Origin of the sequence: Caballeronia sp. DA-9 (assembly GCF_051615025.1) — a bacterium.
Classification (GTDB): Bacteria; Pseudomonadota; Gammaproteobacteria; order Burkholderiales; family Burkholderiaceae; genus Caballeronia; species Caballeronia sordidicola.
In genome coordinates, this window is the sequence record NZ_CP195133.1 from 222,046 (window position 1) to 236,948 (window position 14,903).

Below are 14,903 nucleotides of genomic sequence, written 5' to 3' on the forward strand. Positions count from 1 at the left end.
TTTCGAGGACTTCTCTCAACCGCACACATCAGGAGCCGCCATGCAACACCGCACCATCGGTACTTCGGATCTCAAGGTCGCGCCGCTCGTCTTCGGTGGCAACGTGTTCGGCTGGACCGCCGACGAGCGCACGTCGTTCTCGCTGCTCGACGCGTTTGTTGACCACGGCCTCAATTTCATCGATACCGCCGACGTCTACTCCGCCTGGGTCGACGGGCATCAGGGCGGTGAATCGGAGACGATCATCGGCAAGTGGCTAAAAGAAAGCGGCAAGCGCGACAAAGTCGTGCTTGCCACGAAAGTCGGCATGCTGAGCACGCGGCCGGGGCTGTCGGCGGCGAACATCGAGGCGGCGGTGAACGACTCGCTCAAGCGGCTGAAGACGGACTACATCGACGTCTATTTCTCTCATCGCGACGATGATAAAACTCCGCTCCTCGACACGCTGGGTGCTTACCAGAAGCTGATTGCGGCGGGTAAGGTGAGGGTTATCGGCGCTTCAAACTACACGGGAGAACGCCTGGAAGAAGCGCTGAAGATTTCCGCGAAGGAGGGGATTGCGGGCTATCAGGTGTTGCAGCCGGAATACAACCTGTACGACCGCGCGGGTTATGAAGGTGATCAGGAGCCGGTTGCCACGGCGCACAAGGTTTCCGTTGTGACGTATTACAGTCTGGCGAGCGGTTTTCTGAGCGGGAAATACCGCTCGAAAGCCGATACCGAACACGCAGCGCGCGGCGCCAAGGTGACGGGTTACCTGAACGATCGCGGTTTGGCGATCATCGAAGCGCTAGTCAAGGTCGCCGATCGTCACGGCGTGGCGCCCGCTACAATCGCGCTCGCCTGGCTGATCGCCCGTCCCAGCGTGACCGCGCCGATTGCCAGCGCGACGTCGGTCAAACAACTGGAAAGCCTCGCCGAAGCCACGCGCATCACGCTTTCTCCAGAAGATGTCGCGCTGCTGAACGAGGTCAGCGATCCAGCGTGAGTTTTTGCATAAAAACCTGAAAAACCGCGGATTTTCATGGAGTTGCGCCCTGCAGAGCGGCTTTGCGGGGTTGGCGACACGTCAGCGATCTGATAACATCTCGCCCGAATCGAGATTTTTGCCCGATGACGCCGCATTTTTCGCGACGTCTGGCGGCCCGAAGTGCGCTGTTCCGGATTCCAGGGGAATGCGCATGCCGTGATCGGCGGTGAAATCCCACCTCTCTCTTTTCCGGCCTCCGTGGCCGCTTTGCTCGTGTCTGCTGCGTTGGGTGGACGATCGGAGTGCCGGCGCGCGGTGTAAGCCTGTTTGGTTACGCTTCGCCGCGCAGTCAGAAAAACGTATTAGCGATTTAGGACTTCCATGACCACTATTGTTTTGAAAGAAAACGAGCCGTTCGACGTTGCGATCCGTCGCTTTCGCCGGACCATCGAAAAGAACGGCCTGATCGCCGAACTTCGCGAACGCCAGTCGTACGAGAAGCCGACGACAGCACGCAAGCGCAAGAAAGCGGCGGCAGTTAGCCGCCTGCGCAAGCGTCTGCGCAGCCAGATGCTGCCCAAGAAGCTTCACTGATTCCTGGCATGTCGCGGCCCTGTTGCGGGGTTGTGACAAAGCAAAGCGGCGATGCCGCCCCGCATGGGGTTGCATCGCCGCTTTGCTTCTGCATATTTCATTCGCGTTTTGCGTCCTGATCGTCCGCGGGTTGCGCGGTCCTTACTACACGCCGATCAGACGAATGCGTGCCGTTCTGCCAGTCGAGCGAGCAATTGGGGCCATTCGTCCACGCCGAAGTCGTCGTGGACTTCTTCCAGTTCGATCAGCAATTCGGCAATCTCGGGGTCGTAAGCATTCACGTTCGACGCATATAGCGCCCGCAACAACGACCCGTCTCTCGCATTTTTATAATACGAAATGCCGACGCCCTCGATATCCGGGCGGTACACATCGTCTGCGATCAGTGAGCCAATAGCGCATTTGCGGCCGTCGCTGCTGCGTAGCCGGCACGAACCGTTGTCATCTTCCGACACAGCCCGCTGCGTGAGCAAATGCGCGCTCACGCGTTCGTAGATGTCTCTTGCCGTTAACATTGCGTGACTCGTTGTTCTAAATAATGCGTTGCTTGACCGCTGGTACTCGTGCTCGGCGCTACCCGCGCAGGGCCGGCCGGACCTCGACGGAGCCGGCCGCATTCTTTACTTCAAGCCGCCGACTTCAACCGGTCCGCCGACAAGTTGAACTGGCGCGCAATCGATGCAAAGCGCTCGCGCCACTCCCATTTGCCGAAGACGTCGTGCACGTTTTGCAGGCAACTGAGCAACTCGACTGTGGTCGGATCGTAGACATTGATGTTCGAGCGCAGCAACGCGCGTTTCAACGCTGCCACGCCGACATCCATGTACGAAGGAACCGCCTCCGGACCTTTGTCGATGAAACGGATAGGTATTCCTTCCATTGCCGTCATGTAGTCGCGTGGCTTGATGAAACTGCCAACAGGACATCCGCCGCAGTATCCGCGGTATGCGCCGCCGCCTCGCGGCAATAACGCAGCCTGGCCTTGGCCAAACAAGTGATGCACGGCGCGATCGAAGATTTCCTGATGCGTCAAAAAGTTGAGGTTTTTCATTCTGTTTATCCCCCGCACCGACATCGCGGCGCTTCGTGGGTGTCATCAAACAGCGTTATCAGTATCGGACGCGAATCCGATCGTTTTAGCGCGGTCGACCACATAATCCGCATTTTTTGATGCGTTGTTCGCTTCCGGCAATACCGCCCGCCGGGTCTGGGCACGCTTGGCTGAGCTCGCTGGCGAGTTCCAAGATAGCTGGACACTTGCCAAGAGCCGCTTGCACCGAATTTATAGCGTTCTTTCCGGTAAAAAATGGGTGCTCACGCGCAGTAGGCCGCAATTTTGACATGACGCAAGGCTTTGTGCACGAGGGACGACTGGCCGCAAAGTCTTTGTAGTAAAGGCTTCAGAGCGTTATTTACCCATCCCGGAGGCTTCTGGTCGGGATTTTCCCTGAGGCGGCCTAAAACTGCGAAAAACGTTGCGAAAACGCAATATCCAAGTCATAAAACCGTGCCAATCAATTTACTAATTTGGCGCTTTGGCGGCTGTCAAACGCTTCGTGTGCGCAGATTGACGGCTCAAGCGGCAAAAGCAAGCCGCCTCGTGGTCGTTGACCATGCCGGTTGCCTGCATGAAGGCGTAGCAGGTGGTCGACCCGACAAATAAGCAGCCAAACTTCTTGAGCGCGCGACTCAATGCGTCCGATACCTCGTTGAATGCCGGCGCTTGCGAGTACGAGGCGCGCGGAGTGTCGATAGGCGTGCCGCCAACGAATGACCACACGAACGCCGCGAGGGAGCCGTGCTCGGCCTGAATGCGCTGCACCGCGCGGGCATTGGCGATAGCGGCTGCGACCTTCGCGCGGTTCCGGATAATGCGTGGGTCGAGCAGCAGTTTGGCGGCGTCTTCCTCGGTGAAAGCGGCTACACGATCTACGTCGAAGTTGTGAAACAGTGCTTTGTAGCCTTCCCGTTTGTTGAGGATCGTGGCCCAAGACAGGCCGGCCTGCGCACCCTCAAGCACAAGCATTTCGAACAGGTGGCGATCATTGTGCGAGGGGACGCCCCATTCGGTGTCATGGTACTGGGCGAGCGCTGCCGTGCTGACCCAGCCACAGCGGTGCGGTTCGGAGTTTTTGCGAGGTTCCGGAGCTGGTTGCTTTGCATTGGTCATGGCTGATTCTGGAGATGCATGGTTGGCGTTCGATCAGCATAGGCCCAAGGCGTCGGCCGGAATAGTCGGCCGATTGGCCTGGTCAGTGACAGGATGCTCTCCGCGAGGCGGCACACTTGCCAGCCCATTCGGTCGAGTGGCGGTGGCTTCGTCGTGCCGTTAAGCTTGCGGCATGACTACATCAACTTACTCCTACTCTTACCTGATTGGCGTCGACGGCGGCGGTAGCGGCACACGTGTCGTCCTGGCCGATGCAAACGGCATTGAACTCGCTCGCGCCACCGGCGGCCCGTCGGGTCTCGCGTTGGGCGTCGAGCGCGCCTGGCAAGCAATCGATGCAACCATTTCGCGCGCATTCGGCTCCGCCGGCTTGCCGTTCGAGTGGAGCGTATGTGCACTCGGTTGCGGCCTGGCGGGCGTCAACCACGCCGGCTGGCTCGCACAGTTCCATGAAAGTGCGCCGGATGGATGCGCGCTTGTTGTCGAAAGTGACGCGTTGACTACGTTGCTGGGCGCGCACGGCGGCGAGCCGGGCGTGATCGTAGCGTTGGGCACGGGCAGTATCGCGGCGTCGCTTGATTCCCGGGGTCAAGTCCGGATCGCAGGCGGCTACGGTTTTCCGAGCGGCGACGAAGCCAGTGGCGCGTGGCTCGGCATGCGCGCGGCGGTGCATTTGCAGCATGTACTGGATTGCCGCGCACCTGCAGATGACTGGTCCCGCGCTCTGCTTGAATGCACTGGCGTAGTCGATCGTGATGGTCTGGTGGTCTGGTTGAGTGCTGCAAATCAGACTGGTTACGCCGCGCTCGCACCAACGGTCTTCCAGCATCGAAACCATCCGTTTGCCGAGCGCCTGCTTCAGGAGGCCGGTTGCGAAATCGAAAAAATGGTGCGGGCGCTCGATCCCGGCCGAATCATGCCGGTAGCGTTGTGCGGCGGCCTCGCAGCCCCACTCGAACCGTTTGTGCCCGAGACGCTCCGTGCCCGGTTACGCGCGCCGCTCGCTGACTCGGCCGCAGGCGCGCTGCAACTCGCTCGTCGCGCCGCAGCCGGAAAATCCCGTGTCGCGCGCTAGAATGTCAGGTTCCTAACGGTTAAAAGGAAGCGGCTCTCCCATGTATTCGATCATCGCAACCGATCTCGACGGCACTTTGCTCAACAGCGATCATCAGGTCGATCCATTCACCGTCGAAACGGTCCGCGAACTGGAAGCACAGGGCGTGCGCTTCATCATCGCGACTGGGCGGCATTACAGGGACGTGGTTGGAATTCGCACTGTTCTGGGTGTCGACGCATACCTGATCACGTCGAACGGCGCGCGTATTCATGCACCGGACAACGAGCGCATTTACGCACGCGACATTGCGCCTTCGGCGGTACGCCGGCTCGTCCAGCCGGATCTGGCCGGCAGCGAGCGGGTCATCGTGAATCTCTTCGCCGACGACGCCTGGCTGATCGACCGCCACGCGCCCACCTTGCTCGAGTTTCATCAGGACTCGGGGTTCAACTACGACGTGATGGACCTTCGCCGGCACGATGGCGAGAACATTGCGAAGGTGTTGTATATCGGTGAGCCGGAAGATCTGAAGGTGACCGCGGAAAATCTCGAGCGCGAGTTTGGCGAATCCATCTACGTGACGTATTCCATGCCGGATTGCCTGGAGGTGATGACGTCGGATGTATCGAAGGGGCGGGCGCTGCGGTTTGTGCTGGACCGGCTGGATATTGACGCCGCACATTGCGTTGCATTTGGCGACAACATGAACGACGTCGACTTGCTTGAGACAGCGGGCCGGCCGTTCATGATGAAAAACGCAAATCCTGATCTGGTCAAACGCTTGCCGGATATTGCGCGAACCGGCAATAACTTCGAGGCCGGCGTTGCGCATCAATTGCGCAGTTTGTTCAGCATGAGCAATTAACCCCGAGCGGATTTCAGCTCGGATATTTAACGCGAGGAATAAAAAAGGAGCGCCTCGAGAATGGCCGCTCCTTCTTGTTTAAGCTTCACAAAATGCTGGACTTGGAGTTATTACCCGCGATGATTCCATCCGCCGCGATAATCATCCCGATGGTTCCAGCCGGTGCGATCCCAACGTCCGCGATCCGGTCCGCCCCAGCGCGGTTCATCGTGACGATGCCATGAAGGCGCCGCACGGTAATAAGGCGCCGGCTGTACATAGACCGGCGCGGGCCGCGAGTAAACTGGCGCACCCAGCGACAAGCCGATATTCAGGTCCGTATGCGCTTGCGCAACCCCGACCGCGCTCACGGCCAAACCGGCTGCAACCAGCAGATGAGTGACGATGCGTTTCATGGTGTTCTCCTTTTTGGGCGACGCGTGTCGCATGAATCCAATGTACGCATCCGCAGTCTTACGAGTATCGACGAGTTGTTACGGGGTGAAAGTATCGTGAAAGTACGATCGCCGCGTTAAAGCGCTCGTCAAATGGAGGCGCAGACCTTATTGGGTAAAGCTTCAAGAGCACCTGGACAGGAGTATGGCAGCCGCGGCCAGCGTTTCCGAATTTGAAAGGCAGTAAACGCGCATTACATTTGTCGCAAGCATTTCATATTACGTGGCCGCTAAGACCAAGAAATCTTTAAACCAATAAGAAAACGGGCGTCGAGCGCCCGTTTTCTTATCCATCAGATGGCTTTTAATCAGGCGGAAGCGAGTGCCCGATTCTTTGCGCCAGTCAGCAGCGGATAAACCACGCCCGCGATAATCGCGCCGATGATCGGTGCAACCCAGAACAGCCACAGTTGTTCCACCGCCGCGCCGCCGACGAACAGCGCCGGACCTGTCGAACGTGCCGGATTCACCGACGTGTTCGTAACCGGGATCGAAATCAGGTGGATCAGCGTCAGACAAAGGCCAATGGCGATCGGCGCAAAGCCTGCGGGTGCGCGGCTGTCGGTAGCACCCAGGATGACGAACAAGAAGAAGAACGTCATGACCACTTCGCAGACGAGCGCGGCGATCATCGAGTAGTGGCCCGGCGACTGGTCGCCGAAGCCATTGGTCGCGAAACCGCTCGCCACCAGGTCGAAGCCGGGCGCGCCGCTGGCGATCACCGACAACACGTATGCGCCGAGAATGCCGCCGATCACTTGCGCCACAATATACGGAGCCAGTTCGCGAACGGGGAAGCGGCCGGCGACGGTCAAGCCAACGCTCACGGCGGGGTTCAGGTGGCAGCCCGAGATATGGCCGATGGCGTAAGCCATGGTGAGCACGGTCAGGCCAAACGCGAGCGACACGCCCACAAAGCCAATACCAAGTTGAGGAAATCCAGCGGCGAGCACGGCGCTTCCGCAGCCGCCCAGCACGAGCCAGAACGTACCAAACATTTCTGCGCCGAGGCGCTGTCCTAATCGCATGATTCGAAGTCCTAAAAATATATAAAAAACCGAAACGTTTCCGATGCATGTAACCGCTGATATTTTCTGCGATCAATGGAGCGGGTAGGCAGTGTAATCCGAGTGCCGCGACTCGTTGTCAATAATTGTCAAATCAACGAGAACTAAGGCAACTCTTATTAAGATTGCTCTATAGTTTCAAGAATCTTCTCATTTAGTTTCAGACTTTCTGCAATTGCATTGGCTACCGTTGCATCTTTTATTCGATGCCGTTAGTCTTCTCAATAATTGCTGCCTATTAGAGAGGAATAGAAATGTCGCAATACACTGAGCTCAAGGCGCAAATCGCCAAACTCCAGGAGCAGGCTGAAGAAGCGCGGCGCGCGGAGTTGGAAGCGGTACTTGCCGATATCCGCAGAAAGATTGTCGAGTATGGCCTCACGGCACAGGACTTGGGATTGACAGTCGTGCGCCGCGGCAGGCCACCCAAAAAGGAGCCATTGCCGCCGGTTTATCAAGATCCTAAATCAGGTAATACCTGGAGCGGTCGTGGCAAACCACCGAAATGGATTGTGGGTAAAAGCCGTGAGCGGTTCTTGATTAATCAAGATCATTCCTGAGACGGCGTACTGAAGCAGTCAGCGCAAAGATTTTGGCCAGCATGTTCGAAGACGAAAAAAATCCACCCGGAGCGGGCGGATTTTTTCACGTTGCCATACAGATAATTCAAGTAAATTCAATGCATTAAATCCAGCCGATGTCACATTTTTCTAAATGGACGTTGCATCGGCCTATTTGCTCGGCGTTTCCCGTTCAACCTATTGCAACTTGACGCAGCACCGGCCGCTTTGCCGCTTGAAGCAGTGCGGTATAGCTGTCGACATAGTTCTGCGCCATCGTGCTTGCGCAGAAACGACGTTCGAACTGGGCGCGGATTTCAGTACGCGACAATTCTTCAAGCCGTTGCAGCGCGCCGACCGCGCCCTGAACGTCTTCGCAAATGAAGCCCGTCACGCCATGATCGATCACTTCCGGCACTGAACCGCGATTAAACGCGATCACGGGCGTACCGCAGGCCATTGCTTCGATCATTACCAAGCCAAACGGCTCCGACCAGTCGATCGGGAACAGCAATGCCTTGGCGCCCGACAAGAACTCCGGCTTTTGCTGCTCGTTGATTTCGCCGACGAATTCCACATTTGCACTCGACAGCAACGGTTCGATCGTGCTTTTGAAGTATTCCTGGTCGACCTTATCGACCTTTGCGGCAATCTTCAGCGGCAAACCAGTCTGCGCTGCAATCTGGATAGCGAGATCGGCACGCTTTTCAGGGCAGATGCGGCCCAGAAACGCCAGATACTCTGGTTTCTTGTGCGTTTGCGGTGTCAGCAGGTTTTGCGGCAGGCCATGATAGATCGTGTTCAACCAAGCAGCCTGCGGCAATGGCTGACGTTGTGAATCCGAGATCGAAATGACCGGTGCTTCGGGAAAAGCGTCGAAAACCGGTTGCAGTTCTGGCAAATCGAGACGGCCGTGCAGCGTGGTCACAAACGGGGTGTCCATTTGCGAGAACGTCGAGAACGGCATGTAGTCGAGGTGAAAGTGTAGTACGTCGAATTCATGGGCACGGCGACGCACTTTCTCGAGCAGCAGCGCATGCGGCGCGTTCCAGTCGCGAATAGACGGGTCCAGGCGTAGCGCACGCGGCCATGCTGCATCGAGCGTTGCCTTGGTTTCCGAGTCCCCGCTCGCAAAGAGCGTTACGTCATGGCCCAGGTCGACCAGTGCGTCGCTCAAGTACGAGACAACGCGCTCGGTGCCACCGTAGAACTTCGGAGGAACTGCTTCGTGCAAAGGTGCAATTTGTGCGATACGCATAACGTGACTCTCCTGTTCGTTACGGCTTCAAACAACGGAATTCCGATAGAAAACCGCTGAAGCCTTGCGGACCGGCCAGCCTCTATGCTGCCGCCCCCGTTAAATCGGACCCGGGTAAATCGGGTAATCCCTTAAGACCCATTATCAGGATGACTGCGGTCATCGCCGAGTCATTTTTCAAACGCTTAACCTTGTTACAGCGCGAAACACCGTCGGTTACGAAACGCAAACTTAGGCTGAATCCCTTGTCTGGCAGGGTGTTTGAGCAAATATCGACTCGTTTCGAAACGTGCGACGCAAGCCCAGGACGCCTAGGGACGCAATGCCCATGCCAGCGCCATCGAGCCCTTTCCAGACAGGGTTAGCACTTATAACCCGAAATATATGACGCATGCGCGTGAAGTCATTCCGATACGGCGCCGTTAAACCGCGAATGAAACACGCTGTAATAAAACTCCGCCACGACAAGCGGCCGATGACGTCCATTAAACCGGACATTCAGGATAAATCGGCATCTTTGCCCGATTTTTGTCCAACTCTGGCGGGCTTCGAAGGGCGCACACACCTTACACGGTAAACCCCCCGCCAATAAAGACGCGCCAGAAATCCGCGCCTTCCTATTTCCCTTCAAAGTTTTCCAGCCTCGTGCCGTAAACCACTTAACGGCGGTTTCGCCGCTGCAACCATGAGGATTCGACTGTGCTGATTTTCATCGGAACACTAGTGACGCTGTTGTCGGTTTTCGGCGGTTATGCGCTCGAAGGCGGGCATCTGGGCGCGCTGGTCCAGCCGGTTGAAATCCTGATGATTGCGGGCGCGGGCGTGGGCGCATTCATCCTCGGTAACGGCATGAAGACGATCAAGGCCACGCTGCGCGTGATCCCGACGCTTTTCAAAGGCTCCAAGTACAACAAGGACGTATACATGGAGTTGATGGCGCTGCTCTACGTGCTGCTTGCCAAGGCGCGCAAGGAAGGCACGCTGACGCTGGAGTCCGACATAGACGATCCGGCCAAGAGCCCGATCTTTGCGCAATATCCGAAGATCCTTGCTGATCGCCATATCGTCGAATTCCTGACCGATTACCTGCGCCTGATGGTCGGCGGCAACATGAACGCATTCGAAATCGAAAGTCTCATGGACGAGGAAATCGAAACGCATCATGCCGAAGGCGAAGGCCCGGCTCAGGCGCTGCATAAAGTTGGCGACGCCATGCCGGCGTTCGGGATCGTCGCGGCCGTGATGGGCGTGGTCCATACCATGGCGTCGGCCGATCAGCCGCCGGCAATCCTCGGCGAGATGATCGCGCAGGCGCTGGTCGGTACGTTCCTTGGCATCTTGTTGTCGTACGGGTTGATCGGGCCGCTTGCGAGCGTGGTGGAGCAGCGCGTGGCCGAGTCCACGAAGATGTTCCAGTGCATCAAGGTGACGATTCTCGCGAGCCTGAACGGCTATGCCCCGGCGATTGCGGTCGAGTTCGGCCGCAAGGTGCTGTTCTCCACCGAGCGTCCGTCGTTCTCCGAACTGGAAGAACACGTGCGCCGCGTGAAGGCGAAATAACGACACGCCTGCACGCGACCACGCGCTTTCGGAGAATCCATCATGGCCAACAAGAACGACCGCCCAATCTTCATCAAACGGATCATATCGAGCAAGAAAGCGCATCACGGCGGCGCGTGGAAGCTTGCCTACGCCGATTTCATGACGGCGATGATGGCGTTCTTCCTGCTCATGTGGCTGCTGAGCGCCGTGTCGCCGGTGCAGCGCCAGGGCATTGCGGAATATTTCAACATGCCGCTCAAGAACGCGATCATGGGCGGGCAGCGCACCGGCATGGACTCGAGCATCATCGACGGCGGCGGCCGCGATATCTCAAGCCCCGAGCCAGGCACGACGCGCATGAGCGACGGCACGCGGCGCTCGAACCGCATTGACGAGCAGACGCTGAAGGACGCGCAAGGCGAACTGGAGCGGCGCGATCAGGCTCGCCTGCATGACCTGCAGGTGAAGCTGATGTCGGCGATCGAAGCGAATCCGGTCTTGCGTCAGTTCCGGCAGCAGATTCGCATTGATTCGACGCAACAGGGTTTGCGCATCGAGATCGTGGATACCCAGAAGCGCCCGATGTTCGCCCTCGCGAGCAATTCCGTGCAGCCGTATATGCGCGACATCCTGCGCGAAATCGGCAAGGCGCTCAACGACGTGCCGAACCGCATCGTCGTGCAGGGTCACACGGACGCAACGCAATATGCTGGTGGCGAGAAGGGGTACAGCAACTGGGAGTTGTCGGCGGACCGGGCGAATGCCTCGCGCCGCGAATTGATCTCGGGCGGCATGGACGAAGCGAAGGTGCTGCGCGTGATCGGTCTGGCATCGACGCAGAACCTGAACAAGAAAGACGCATTCGATCCCGAAAACCGCCGCATCAGCATTCTCGTTTTGAATCGCAAATCGGAAGAGTCGATGACGCGCGACGACGCTTCAGCAACCACGATCACCAGCAATCCCCTGAATCCTGGCAACGCCACGCCTGACCTGGGCGCGCTTGCGCCGGCCAGGCCGGCGGGCAAGTAGCCAGCTTCGGGACGCGCCTCAAGAACATCGGACCAGGAACGACCAACCATGATCAAGAACATTCTGACCATCGACGACTCCGCTTCCATGCGCAAGGTCCTGTCCGCGACCTTCGTTGCGGCGGGGTATCGCGTCGAAGTTGCCGCCGATGGCGCCGAAGGCTACGAAGCGGCGCTCGCCGAGCAATTCGATTTGATCGTCACGGACCAGAACATGCCAGCCATGAGCGGCCTCGATCTGATCGTGAGGTTGCGTGGGCATCGGGCGTACGCGAACACGCCGATCCTCGTGCTCACGACCGAATCGAGCGAGCAGTTCAAGGCGGCGGCGCGAGAAGCGGGCGCGACGGGCTGGATTGAAAAGCCAATCGATCCCGACATGCTGACCGAGCTGGTGGCGACGTTGTCGGACGCCGAGCAGTCGCACTGAACGTATCAGCATCAACAGCACACAGCACTTACGACGCGCATAGCGACGACAGACAAGGCATCCGGTGGTGACCCAGGCATGACACTCGACATTACGCAGTTCTATCAAACATTCTTCGATGAAGCCGACGAGCTGCTCGCCGACATGGAGCAATTGCTGCTCGCGCTGGATCTGGCGAACCCCGATCCCGAAGATCTGGGCGCGATCTTCCGCGCGGCGCATTCCATCAAGGGAGGCGCGGCCACGTTCGGCTTTTCGGCGCTGACCGAGACCACGCACATTCTTGAGTCGCTGCTCGATCGGGCGCGCAACAACGAGCTGGTCTTGCGCCGCGACATGATCGATACCTTTCTTGAAACCAAGGACGTGCTGTCGGATCAGCTCGGCGCGTATCGCGCGAGCGCGGAACCGGATGCGGCCGCCGCGAAGGCGATCTGCGCGAAGCTTGAATTCCTGCGCGACAACGACGCGGGCGACGACACTGGCCACGCCGGTCACGCACCGCAAGCCGCTGCGGAGCCCACGCCGTCTTTCGCCGATGAAGCCGCTATCGCGCAGGATCTCGCGCAAGTCGCGATGGCGCTGGGGCCGAACGAGCCGCCCGCGCATGTAGTCGAGCAGGCGAACGAAGCCGTGGAAGAAGAAGGCGGCTGGACGGAGTTTGCGTCCGCGCTGGACTCGGCCAATGCAAACGATGAAGCCGATGACGGCCCACATCTGAAAATTACGCTTCGGGGGGTAGGGGAAAAGGACCAGGCTCTGCTGACTGAAGAGCTTGGCAACCTCGGGACTGTTGTCGGGGAAAAGAAGTCGGGCGGTGACCTGACGTTGTGGCTGGACTCGGATGTGTCGGCGGATGACATTGTCGCCGTGTGCTGTTTCGTGATCGATGAATCGCAGATCTCGATTGGCCGGGGTAATGCATCGCAGGCGTCGGAAGTTCAAGCGCCGGCCGCGGTTGCGGCAACAGAACAAACCAGAGAGGTGACGGAAAAAGCACCCGAGGCAGAGAAGACGGAACCGGTGGCGGTCGCAACCGCCGCCGCCGAGCCCCGCGCGAATGTGGCGGCGGCATCGGCTCCGGCTGAAGCGCCCAAGGCTCGCGCTGCTGCGGCGCCGGCGGCGTCTGAAGGCAGTTCGATTCGCGTGGGCGTGGAGAAGGTCGACCAGTTGATCAACCTCGTGGGCGAACTGGTAATCACGCAAGCCATGCTTGCCGAAACCACGAGCACTTTCGATCCCGCGCTGCACGACCGCCTTTTCAACGGCATGGCGCAACTCGAACGCAATGCGCGCGACCTGCAGGAAGCCGTGATGTCCATCCGCATGATGCCGATGGATTACGTCTTCAGCCGTTTCCCGCGCCTCGTGCGGGATCTCGCCGCGAAACTCGGCAAGGAAGTCGAACTCGTCACGTTCGGCCAGGCGACGGAACTGGACAAGAGCTTGATTGAACGCATCATCGACCCGTTGACGCACCTTGTGCGCAACTCGCTCGATCACGGCATCGAAACCGTGGAAGCGCGCCGCGCCGCGGGCAAGGCGGCGGCGGGGCAACTGGTGCTGTCGGCGGCGCATCACGGCGGCAACATCGTGATCGAAGTCAGCGACGACGGCGCGGGCCTGCGCCGCGACAAGATTCTCGCCAAGGCGATGAAGCAGGGCATGCAGGTCAATGAATCGATGTCCGACGACGAAGTCTGGCAACTCATCTTCATGCCGGGCTTTTCCACCGCCGACCAGGTTACCGACATTTCCGGCCGTGGCGTTGGCATGGATGTGGTGAAACGCAATATCCAGGCAATGGGCGGCCACGTCGAAATCCAGTCGCGCGAAGGCCGCGGCACGACCACGAAGATCGTATTGCCGCTGACGCTGGCGATTCTCGACGGCATGTCGGTGAAGGTGGGCAGCGAGATTTTCATCCTGCCGCTGAACTTCGTGATGGAATCGCTGCAACCCGTTGCCGACGATATCTACACCGTCGCGGGCGGCGAGCGCGTGGTGCGCGTGCGCGGTGAATACCTGCCGCTGGTTGCGCTGCATCAGGTGTTTGAAGTGAGCGACGCGCGCACGGAACCCACGCAGGGAATCATCACGATCATTCAGTCCGAGGGGCGTCGTTTTGCCATGTTGATCGATGAACTCGTTGGCCAGCAGCAAGTGGTGGTGAAGAACCTCGAAACGAACTATCGCAAGGTGCACGGCATTTCGGCCGCAACCATTCTCGGCGACGGCAGCGTGGCGCTGATTGTGGACGTGGCGGCGCTCAATCGAGAAAACCGCACGGCGCATGGTGCGCTGACGCATTGACGCACTGATGCATTAACCAGACAACGCAACTCCGGGAGTTAAAAATGGCAGCAGACATCCAATCCATTACATCCGCGGCGCAGCGCCGTGACGTTCAACGTGTCAGCACGCAGGCGGAAGCGGCCGGACAGGAATTCCTCGTCTTCACGCTGGGCGCGGAAGAGTACGGCATCGACATCCTGAAGGTGCAGGAAATTCGCGGCTACGACAACGTCACGCGCATCGCGAATGCGCCGGCGTTCATCAAGGGCGTGATCAACCTGCGCGGCATTATCGTGCCGATCGTCGACATGCGCATCAAGTTCAATCTCGGACGCGTCGAGTACGACAACCAGACGGTCGTGATCATCCTGAACGTGGCGCATCGCGTGGTGGGCATGGTGGTCGACGGCGTCTCCGACGTCCTTACGCTGCAAGCCGACCAGGTCATGCCCGCACCGGAATTCGGCGCGACGCTCACGACCGAATATCTGACGGGACTCGGCACGGTCGACGGCCGCATGCTGATCCTGATGGACATCGAAAAGCTGATGACAAGCAAGGAGATGGAGTTGATCGACTCCGTCGCGGCTTGATCCCACGTTTCACGTAACTGATTGAACTCACGCTGGT

General features: G+C 58.8%; 16 protein-coding genes. 10 read left to right on the top strand and 6 right to left on the bottom strand.

The window, feature by feature from the left end; translation table 11 throughout:
* The first annotated feature begins 40 nt into the window (after positions 1-40).
* Both ACRWA7_RS17190 and rpsU read left to right on the top strand, forming a co-directional pair.
* Complete coding sequence (locus ACRWA7_RS17190; protein WP_438395127.1) at positions 41-988, top strand: aldo/keto reductase; 948 nt, start codon at positions 41-43, stop codon at positions 986-988.
* Between the two features lie 363 nt (positions 989-1,351).
* Complete coding sequence (gene rpsU, locus ACRWA7_RS17195; RefSeq protein ID WP_031357080.1) at positions 1,352-1,564, top strand: 30S ribosomal protein S21; 213 nt, start codon at positions 1,352-1,354, stop codon at positions 1,562-1,564.
* Positions 1,565-1,719: 155 nt separating this feature from the next.
* Here the strand turns inward: rpsU and ACRWA7_RS17200 are convergent, their stop codons facing one another.
* The 3 genes from ACRWA7_RS17200 to ACRWA7_RS17210 form a co-directional block, all read right to left on the bottom strand.
* The gene (locus tag ACRWA7_RS17200; protein WP_060817404.1) at positions 1,720-2,079 is read right to left on the bottom strand and encodes a hypothetical protein; all 360 of its coding nucleotides are present in this window, start codon (positions 2,077-2,079) and stop codon (positions 1,720-1,722) included.
* A 110-nt stretch (positions 2,080-2,189) separates the two neighbouring features.
* Positions 2,190-2,615 carry a hypothetical protein gene (locus ACRWA7_RS17205; protein ID WP_060817403.1) on the bottom strand — a complete coding sequence of 142 codons (426 nt, stop codon included), beginning with the start codon at positions 2,613-2,615 and terminating at the stop codon, positions 2,190-2,192.
* Positions 2,616-3,086: 471 nt separating this feature from the next.
* The gene (locus ACRWA7_RS17210; RefSeq protein ID WP_438395128.1) at positions 3,087-3,734 is read right to left on the bottom strand and encodes a DNA-3-methyladenine glycosylase I; all 648 of its coding nucleotides are present in this window, start codon (positions 3,732-3,734) and stop codon (positions 3,087-3,089) included.
* 172 nt (positions 3,735-3,906) lie between these two features.
* On the opposite strand from ACRWA7_RS17210, the gene ACRWA7_RS17215 reads away from it, so the two are divergent.
* Together ACRWA7_RS17215 and ACRWA7_RS17220 are read left to right on the top strand one after the other, a co-directional pair.
* Entirely contained in the window at positions 3,907-4,809 is a 903-nt protein-coding gene (locus ACRWA7_RS17215; protein WP_438395129.1) for a BadF/BadG/BcrA/BcrD ATPase family protein, read from the top strand.
* A gap of 40 nt (positions 4,810-4,849) precedes the next feature.
* Positions 4,850-5,656 (top strand): Cof-type HAD-IIB family hydrolase, encoded by an 807-nt coding sequence (locus tag ACRWA7_RS17220; RefSeq protein WP_438395130.1) that lies wholly within the window; start codon positions 4,850-4,852, stop codon positions 5,654-5,656.
* A 110-nt stretch (positions 5,657-5,766) separates the two neighbouring features.
* On the opposite strand, the gene ACRWA7_RS17225 is transcribed toward ACRWA7_RS17220, so the two are convergent.
* Both ACRWA7_RS17225 and aqpZ read right to left on the bottom strand, forming a co-directional pair.
* On the bottom strand, positions 5,767-6,051 hold the full coding sequence (locus ACRWA7_RS17225) for a PXPV repeat protein (protein WP_438395131.1): 285 nt from the start codon (positions 6,049-6,051) through the stop codon (positions 5,767-5,769).
* A 347-nt stretch (positions 6,052-6,398) separates the two neighbouring features.
* Positions 6,399-7,118 (bottom strand): aquaporin Z, encoded by a 720-nt coding sequence (gene aqpZ, locus ACRWA7_RS17230; protein WP_060817398.1) that lies wholly within the window; start codon positions 7,116-7,118, stop codon positions 6,399-6,401.
* A gap of 293 nt (positions 7,119-7,411) precedes the next feature.
* Here aqpZ and ACRWA7_RS17235 point away from each other — a divergent pair, with 293 nt between their 5' ends.
* Complete coding sequence (locus ACRWA7_RS17235; RefSeq protein WP_060817397.1) at positions 7,412-7,717, top strand: H-NS histone family protein; 306 nt, start codon at positions 7,412-7,414, stop codon at positions 7,715-7,717.
* Between the two features lie 193 nt (positions 7,718-7,910).
* Here the strand turns inward: ACRWA7_RS17235 and ACRWA7_RS17240 are convergent, their stop codons facing one another.
* Positions 7,911-8,975, bottom strand: coding sequence for a glycosyltransferase family 4 protein (locus ACRWA7_RS17240; RefSeq protein WP_060817396.1), 1,065 nt, complete (start codon positions 8,973-8,975; stop codon positions 7,911-7,913).
* A 699-nt stretch (positions 8,976-9,674) separates the two neighbouring features.
* On the opposite strand from ACRWA7_RS17240, the gene motA reads away from it, so the two are divergent.
* The 5 genes from motA to cheW all read left to right on the top strand — a co-directional run bounded on the left by motA (position 9,675) and on the right by cheW (position 14,866).
* The gene (motA, locus tag ACRWA7_RS17245; RefSeq protein WP_060817395.1) at positions 9,675-10,535 is read left to right on the top strand and encodes a flagellar motor stator protein MotA; all 861 of its coding nucleotides are present in this window, start codon (positions 9,675-9,677) and stop codon (positions 10,533-10,535) included.
* 42 nt (positions 10,536-10,577) lie between these two features.
* Complete coding sequence (gene motB / locus ACRWA7_RS17250; protein ID WP_438395134.1) at positions 10,578-11,549, top strand: flagellar motor protein MotB; 972 nt, start codon at positions 10,578-10,580, stop codon at positions 11,547-11,549.
* Positions 11,550-11,597: 48 nt separating this feature from the next.
* A complete protein-coding gene (locus ACRWA7_RS17255; RefSeq protein WP_438395136.1) occupies positions 11,598-11,978 on the top strand; it encodes a response regulator in 381 nt (126 codons plus the stop codon).
* A gap of 78 nt (positions 11,979-12,056) precedes the next feature.
* Complete coding sequence (cheA, locus tag ACRWA7_RS17260; protein WP_438395137.1) at positions 12,057-14,291, top strand: chemotaxis protein CheA; 2,235 nt, start codon at positions 12,057-12,059, stop codon at positions 14,289-14,291.
* Between the two features lie 44 nt (positions 14,292-14,335).
* Positions 14,336-14,866, top strand: coding sequence for a chemotaxis protein CheW (gene cheW / locus ACRWA7_RS17265; protein ID WP_060817391.1), 531 nt, complete (start codon positions 14,336-14,338; stop codon positions 14,864-14,866).
* Positions 14,867-14,903: the final 37 nt, after the last annotated feature.